At 38.6% G+C, this 8,052-nt stretch carries 7 protein-coding genes; all 7 read left to right on the forward strand.

The features are described from left to right. A partial coding sequence (locus AB685_RS24125) for an arginase family protein (protein ID WP_047973128.1) occupies positions 1-430 on the forward strand: 430 nt, incomplete at its 5' end. Continuing rightward, positions 387-1,562 (forward strand): hypothetical protein, encoded by a 1,176-nt coding sequence (locus AB685_RS24130; RefSeq protein ID WP_047973129.1) that lies wholly within the window; start codon positions 387-389, stop codon positions 1,560-1,562. The genes AB685_RS24125 and AB685_RS24130, both read left to right, overlap by 44 nt. Next, positions 1,528-2,988, forward strand: a complete 1,461-nt coding sequence (locus tag AB685_RS24135; protein WP_047973130.1) for a hypothetical protein — start codon at positions 1,528-1,530, stop codon at positions 2,986-2,988. Before AB685_RS24130 ends, AB685_RS24135 begins: the two co-directional genes overlap by 35 nt. 12 nt (positions 2,989-3,000) lie before the next feature. Then, entirely contained in the window at positions 3,001-3,957 is a 957-nt protein-coding gene (locus tag AB685_RS24140) for an ABC transporter ATP-binding protein (protein ID WP_047973131.1), read from the forward strand. After that, positions 3,944-4,717 carry an ABC transporter gene (locus AB685_RS24145; RefSeq protein WP_047973132.1) on the forward strand — a complete coding sequence of 258 codons (774 nt, stop codon included), beginning with the start codon at positions 3,944-3,946 and terminating at the stop codon, positions 4,715-4,717. Before AB685_RS24140 ends, AB685_RS24145 begins: the two co-directional genes overlap by 14 nt. Positions 4,718-4,728: 11 nt before the next feature. Further along, complete coding sequence (locus AB685_RS24150; protein ID WP_047973133.1) at positions 4,729-5,616, forward strand: N-acetyltransferase; 888 nt, start codon at positions 4,729-4,731, stop codon at positions 5,614-5,616. 454 nt (positions 5,617-6,070) lie between these two features. Continuing rightward, on the forward strand, positions 6,071-8,052 hold a 1,982-nt coding region (locus AB685_RS24155), incomplete at its 3' end, for an acyltransferase family protein (RefSeq protein WP_047973134.1).

An 8,052-nucleotide genomic window follows, 5' to 3' on the forward strand; every position in this document is an offset into this window, starting at 1 on the left:
CCTTGATCAAGTGGAGCATGTTGTGCAAATTGGCATTAGACAGTTGACGAATCAACCATTAACCCACGATAAAGTGACTCAATTTCCAGGTAACCTTGCATGTAATAAAAAAGAGGAATTAATGGAAGCATTGCGAGATGATATTCCTTATTATGTAACCATTGATGTAGATGTTTTAGATCCTAGTGTTATGCCAGCAACAGGTACCCCGCTGCCGGGAGGTCTTTTGTATAGAGAGCTTAGAGACCTTTTAGAGCTCATAACAAAACAAACACATATTATTGGGTTAGATATAGTAGAGTTTTTGCCACAAGAAAAAGAAATTGATGGAGTGATCGTTTCTGAGATGATATTGAACGTTATTTCTAATGTAATGGAGTGGGAAAATGAGCATTTTACCGAAAGTCCCAACGCACTTACTAACTCATAAGCCGAGTATTCCGTCTCCAGCCATTATTTATGATTACGATACCATCATTGGTACTGTTAAACAATTAAAGCAGGATATTGAGGGGATCCCTAATGCTACCCTATGTTTCTCTGTGAAAGCAAATCGAAACGACTATCTATTAGCCCAATTAGCGAGCTTAGGGGTTGGAGCAGATGTTGCCTCTGTGCATGAGCTTCGTGCAGCTCATAAAGCACAGATGTCTCCGATCTACAGCACCTCCCCGGCACTTATATTAGAAGAACTAGATGAAATGATTCGTCATAACATCATTTTTGACTTCAACTCAATCTCTCAACTTACCTCTTATTTTGAACAAACCAAAAGTGATATGCAGGCTATCGGTCTTAGAATCAAGATCCCTCATTTATTTGAAGACGACATTGTATTTGGTGAGAACAGTCGCTTCGGCATTCGCGTGAACGAATATATGGACTGGGCCGAAGTGTCAGGTAGAGATGTATTTGTAAAACAGCTCCATCTGCATGTAGGAGAAATGAAAAATGCATCTTCTATGGAAGTGATCATGAGGTACATTGAGGAGATCATTCACCATTTTCCTGCAGTGAACACCGTGAATTTAGGCGGGGGATTGACTTATTTATATTCAAATGAAAAAGAAGTAAAAAAAACGTGGCAGATCGTTAGTAAGGTCATGAAAAGAATAAATCGTCAAATGAATAGAGAGATAAAGGTTGTTATAGAGCCTGGTATGCTGATGCTAGCCTTGTCTGGTTACTTGTACTCGACTGTGTGCTCCTCTGATCTGGACGGGGATATCCGTTCTATTACACTTAATAGCTCAGCATGGAACCTCACTGAGTGGGCCTATCCTGAGGTCATCGCTTGTTACACAGCAAATACGGATAAAGAACGACATAACCTATACGGAAACACTTGCTATGAGAACGATGTCTTTATTCGCTCTTCTATAAATATTAAATTGGAAGTTGGCGATGCGGTTCTTTTAACTCCTGTTGGTGCTTATGTGTCAAGTATGGCAAGAACATTACATGGGTACCCAGTGCCTGATGAGTGGATATTTAAAGACGATACCTTTATCAAAGCAGGTGATCAACATGGAAAAAATAGCGAAGAGGTCCTCTCTATGTGATGAGTTGGAAGAAGTAAAACGAATCTATCAATCCTTATTTGACGGAAATCAAGAAGAGAACCATGAACAATGGTTATCGAAAGTTGATACACTTATCTCAAATTTAGATAATCGTTTGGAGACATTGGAAGATGAACAGCTCATTGAGAATTTAACTCTTGAGTTGAGAAGCATGTGGTTTGCACAGGTTCAAAGTGTAACCAATCTACATTTAAAATCACCTCCCCTCGCGTCAAGAAAGCTTCTTCCATCTACGAGAAGAATTGATTTTAGCTATGAGCGTAATATTCAACCTCTCATTCTGGAGAAAGAGATCAAAGGCTACCGAGCGATAGGTGAAAACTGGGTAGAGGATCATGTTTTACTTTCTAGTGGAATGGCAGCTATTTCAACATTCCTTCAAAGTTACTTTGGCATGTTTAAGCCAACGTCAGAAAAAAAACTCCGCATGGCAAGCTGGAGTGACTATTTCGAGACAAGGRTGTTAACAGATCTCTATAGAAGTGAAGCAGTTGAAATAACGAGCTTTGCTAAGCAAGAAGACTTTATGGCACAGATCGGGGAGATTGACTTATTTTATATTGAGCCGGTTCGCTACAATTGGCATTTAGAAGTGTTTAGTTTAGATGTCTTTTTACAAGAGTTGGCTATAAATGGCCATCAAGGTTTAAAAATGATCGTTCTAGACACAACTTTAAACGGAGATACACTTGATATGGCCTATGTGTTAGACCAGCTTCATACAGTAGCAAATGTCATAGTAGTTCAAATTCATTCCATTTTAAAGCTCGACCAACAAGGGTTAGAGTTATCTAATGGCGGTCTAGTCAGTTTTTATACAGACTCTACTAATCCTGCACTGCCTAACGCTGTGAATCTGGCTGATTATATTAGGAAGATACGAACGGTGCTTGGGACTGGATTGAGTTATCAAGAGATCTCCTTACTAGATAATCAGCTTCTCTTTCAACAGCACGAGCTACATCAGTATTGTGAGTCTATTTTTGAGAATAACACATCGCTTGCCGCTGGAATCCATACAGACGGTCTCTTTAAACAAGTGGAACATCCTTCCTTAACATCAGATCAACCTTGGGCAAAAGCTCCATTTGTCGTTTTTMATTTGAGAGAAGATACATTAATCAATCACGGGATAGTATTAGCAGTTGTAAATGAAGAAGTTAAAAAGCACAAAGCCACCTTTATTTATGGTTCTAGTTTTGGGTTCAGGCATCATCGATATGAAGTGATTATCCCCAACACCTCAACTGGAAAGGGGTTATTTAAAGTAGCCATGGGGAGAAGAAGGGGACCGACTATGGACTTCATTCTTCAATTATTTCAAAAGCTTTCTACTTATCCAGATGTGAAAAGTTTGCTAGAGGATTATCCTCATGTTGAACCAGTGGACTTAACCAATCTATAAAGGAGTAAGCCTATGATAGAAGTTCAAAATGTGAGTAAAAGCTATCACTCAAAAAAAGAAACGATTCATGTGTTAAAAGATATAACCTTTTCCGTCCCTAAAGGAGAGATAGTAGGTCTATTAGGGTCAAACGGAGCTGGTAAGACAACACTTATAAAGATCCTATGCAACCTTATTGAATCGGATACAGGGTCGATATCGATCAATCAACAATCGGTGAACCATAAAAATAAGAAAGCGCTGAGATATGTTAGCTCTGTATTAGAAGGCAATCGCAATATTTATTGGCGGTTAACGATCAAAGAAAATGTAGAGTATTTTCTTGGGATTAGAGGCTTCTCCAAAAAAGAAATAGCTGAAAGGCTCAACCATATCCTCATGAAATTTGAATTATATGAGAAGAGAGATAAGCTCGTTAAGAATTTATCTAGAGGGATGCAGCAAAAAGTAGCCATAGTTATTGCCTTAATGGYTGACACGGAAGTAATTATTTTAGATGAGCCTACATTAGGGTTAGATGTTGTTTCTAATCAAATTATCCTCGAGTTCTTATTAGAAATTGTCAAGGAGAAGGACAAAACAATCATCATTAGCTCACATGATATGAATTTGATCGAGAAGCTATGTGATCGTGTATTTATTATTAGTGATGGGAAATTGATTACAGACTCCTCCGTGGATGAACTGTTAGATCTATTTAAAGTCGTATCGTATCACTTTTACTTTGAGCACGCTTTAGAAGAACGCCAGAAAGTTGCGCTGCTTGCCTACTCCGACATGATTGAATTACAGTCATCTGATCAAAGAGAGTTTATGAAGGTTACCATGAGTCACAACCAAGACATTTACAACATTATGGATCTATTAAAGCAGCTACATATAGAAATTGCTTCGATTGAAAAAGAACAAGTGAACTTTGAACAAGTGTTCTTAAAGATCGTAAGGGGTACAAAACATGCTATCATATAATATATTTACGGCGAATCTACGAAGAGAATACATCTATATGAAGCGTTATATACCTAACACCATTAGTGAACTTGTCATTTTCTATATCATCTTTCTGGGCTTTTTTCTTGGTATCACCTTTATAGGCGATCCAGCTCAGATGGACTATACGATTCAAATGGTYATTATGAATTATGTATTTTGGTTTCTAGTGTTAACGGTTACGCAAGGGTTGGGTTGGGAGATCTCTAATGAAGCCTCACAAGGGACACTTGAGCAGCTTTCTCTAACTCCCTACAGTTTATGGTTTATCATATTTGCTAGAATGACTAGCACAATCCTTATTAATGTTGTCACGATCACGATTTTGTTGGTAGCTGCAATGGCCACATCGGGTCAGTGGCTTAATATCGATTTGATCTCCATTATCCCGATTATGGCATTAACGTTATTAGGGGTCTTCGGAATTGGGTACGCTCTAGCCGGCATCACAATCGTCTTAAAACAAGTAGACTATATCTTACAATTGTTTCAATTTGTGATTATGGCGATGACCTTTATCCCGATTACTGTGTTTCCTCTATTGAAATATGCACCATTCATGTATGGATTACAGTTAGTGAGAGATGTCGCTATTTCAGATGCGTCAATCATTAACATTCCTCTTACTGATCTTCTATTTTTACTTATTAATTCACTGCTTTACTTTTTGATCGGAATTATTATTTTCAAAAAATGCGAGCAAGTGGCTAAACAAAAAGGACTTTTTGGTCACTATTAAGGAGTTCAATTATGCAACTATCATTTATCACTTCAGCAAATCTCGATAAGCTTGCCGTTTATTTAGAAGAGATGAACAATAAACCTGAGAGCCATATAGGTTTTTGCGGTGAGAAGGCAAGTGAAATACGTGATACATTAAAGGACGAATTCTCAGACCTTCCTTTAGAAAAGTCTTTTATCGTAGCAACGGAGGATCAGACGGTTATTGGTGCCCTCGGTGTAGATGTTGATAAGGATGAGGGAAGTGCAGAGGTTTGGGGGCCTTTTACAAGCACCAATGAAGATGTGGAAGGCGAGATGTGGACTACTTTAATGACTACCTTAGACTCTGATGTTCAGACCTTTATGTTTTTCATCAATAAAAACAATCAGCGAGCAACTACATTTGTAGAGGGGCTTCGTGCAGAGAATAAAGGATGCCATTTGATCTTAAAGGCTCATCGCGACCATTTTTCTAGTATAGAAGAAAATAATATCGTGAGGATTGAGCCACAATATGTTGATTCATTCAAGCAGTTGCACGATCAACTATTTCCAGATACCTATTATAATGGACAAGACATAATAGAGAAGCTGAAAGAGAACGATCAACATTTGTTTATTTTGAAGAGGAATGATACGGAAATAGACKGGTATGTGTATTTTGAAGCAAATCCCGAACACGCTGAAGGAAACATCGAGTTTATTGCTGTATCGGAAAGGGCTAGAAACAAAGGTAATGCCACAAAATTAATACAAATAGCTCTTCAAACACTTTATCAGTATAAAGAGATTGAGGAAATTACACTCTGTGTAGGAAAGACCAATATGAAAGCAATTAACCTCTATCTAGCAGCAGGATTTAAGAAAGAACATGAACTTAATTATTATGTATATGAGACAAAATCCGAAGAGTGATGGTGGTAAGGTACTGCTTTTTGAAGAGTGTAACAGCATGGAAGGTATCCTCTAGCCATTAATGCTTTACATGGGGGATGTGACCGATACCTGTCAATGACCGGATTATACAGTGATCTAAAGTCCAAATCATGTACCATATCAAAAAGACATTCGGCGTATTGTATGCTCGTAATCTGGATTAAAAAGGCTCAATAATCCCCCTTCCCTTCAAATAAAAAAGCAACCATCAGGCCTAAATGGCTTGGTGGTTGCTTTTTTCTCGTTCTGATCCTTCACTGCGTTAATTTATGAAAGAACTGTAATTTATAACCTGTTGATATGCGCATGGAGCCATTATAAAATAATTAAGTTCCCGAGGAGGGGTGAAGTCTCTTTCTTTGAATTTTTAATAAATTTAAACGGAGTAAAGTTCACAAGAGTAAGTGATCTTACTGCATTGGAGATGGATAGAATGTCAGATTTAAGAATACCAGAAAAAAGATATCGTCCTGAAATAGAAGGGGTACGAGCTGTGGCTGCGTTTTTGGTCGCGATCTACCATATTTGGCTTGGCTCTGTTTCAGGTGGAGTAGATGTGTTTTTTATCGTTTCAGGTTATTTAATTACCACCTCCCTATTAGCAAGAATGGAGAGGTATGGAACCATCAATATGAATGAGTATGTGTTAGGGCTTGCGAGAAGGCTTTTTCCACTTGCTTTTATTGTACTTTTATTTACGGTTCTAGGCTCGATCTTACTCATGCCACAGGTGCAGTGGAAACAAATCATTTCTGAAATATTCGCTTCTGCTCTGTACTTCCAGAATTGGCAATTGGCATTTAACTCAGTAGATTATCTCAATCAAAATAATGAAGCGAGTCCTTTGCAACATTTCTGGGCGCTTTCTATTCAAGGTCAATTTTATTTAACATGGCCATTGATTATATTCTTAGCCTATGTACTAGCTAGGAAGCTACTTAAAACACCAGTTAGAAAGACTCTATTGATTGTGCTTGGGAGTATTTTTACGATGTCCTTAGGGTACTCGGTCTATATTACAGCCGTTAATCAACCCTGGGCCTACTTTAATACGTTCGCCCGTGTTTGGGAGTTTAGCTTAGGTGGGATTCTAGCATTATTGCTTCCATATCTCGTATTTAAGAAGCAAGTGACGCTTTTCCTAGGATGGATTGGATTAGGGGTTATCGCATTTACAGGGATTCTTTTACCTGTGTCTAATGTTTTTCCTGGATATGCAGCATTATTGCCAACAACGGGGGTTATGTTAGTTATCATAGCAGCTGAAAATGGCAATCGATTCGGAGTGGAGAAGCTCTTGTCATCAAAGCCATTCTTAGCATTCGGTAGTGTTTCTTACGGATTTTATTTGTGGCACTGGCCTCTATTGATTTTTTATTATGCGTATGTTGGAACTGAGACCGTATCACTTCTAGGTGGAATCTCGATTCTGATCGTTACGTTTATTCTATCTGTTATATCGGTTAAGTTGATTGAAGCACCGATTAGGAAACTGAACATTAAGCAATCAAAAACTAAGCTTGCATCGATTTTGGTAGCTTTTATGGTGCCAGTTCTCCTCGCTAACACGGCTTGGGGAGTATATATTAATCAGGTGCAAGACAAGGATTACTCATTTGAAGACTACCCAGGGGCACGAGCTATTTATGACAATATTGAACCAGATCGAGATAAAGAACCTGCTCCTCCAACTCTTCAGGTTAAAGAAGACTYGCCAACCTTCTATGATTTTGAGGAGTGTTATTCTTCTATCGATAATCCTAGATTAAAAACGTGTTCGATGGGAGAAACAGAAAACCCAGACTATACGATTGCACTGGTCGGGGGCTCTCATTCAGGTCACTGGTATCCGGCTTTAGAAGAGATGTCAGAGCGTTTGAATCTACAGATTGATATCTACAATAAAGATGGTTGTCGTTTCTCTGATGATGATTTTGACGGTCAATTAAATGAGTCATGCATGGAATGGAATGAACAATTATTGGATGTATTAATGGAAGAGCCACCAGATCTTGTATTTACTACGGCAAACGTTAGCAGCGGTGATACCGTTCCTGAAGGCTACCTCAAACAGTGGGAAAAGCTTGAAGGAATGACGGAGATATTCGCGATCAGGGATAATCCAAGGATGGCAGAAGATATACCTTTATGTGTAGAAGGAGCGGATGATCTTGAGGAATGCTCGGTACCTAGAGCGGAGGCCTTATCAGATCTTCCACCATGGGAGAATACAGAAGGAATTCCTGACAATGTGACCTTTGCTGATCTATCCGAGTATTTCTGTGATGATGAAACATGTTACCCTGTGATCGGCAATGTGTTAGTGTATCGTGACGAACATCATCTCAGTACGTTATATATACAGACACTAGCACCAGCACTAGAGGAACATATCGTTGAAGCTTTAGAGAAAGT

It is taken from the genome of Bacillus sp. LL01 (genome assembly GCF_001037965.1).

What these genes read in the sequence shown, in the direction of transcription:
- AB685_RS24130 (WP_047973129.1), top strand. Translation starts at nt 387, where the DNA reads ATGAGCATTTTACCGAAAGTCCCAACGCACTTACTAACTCATAAGCCG.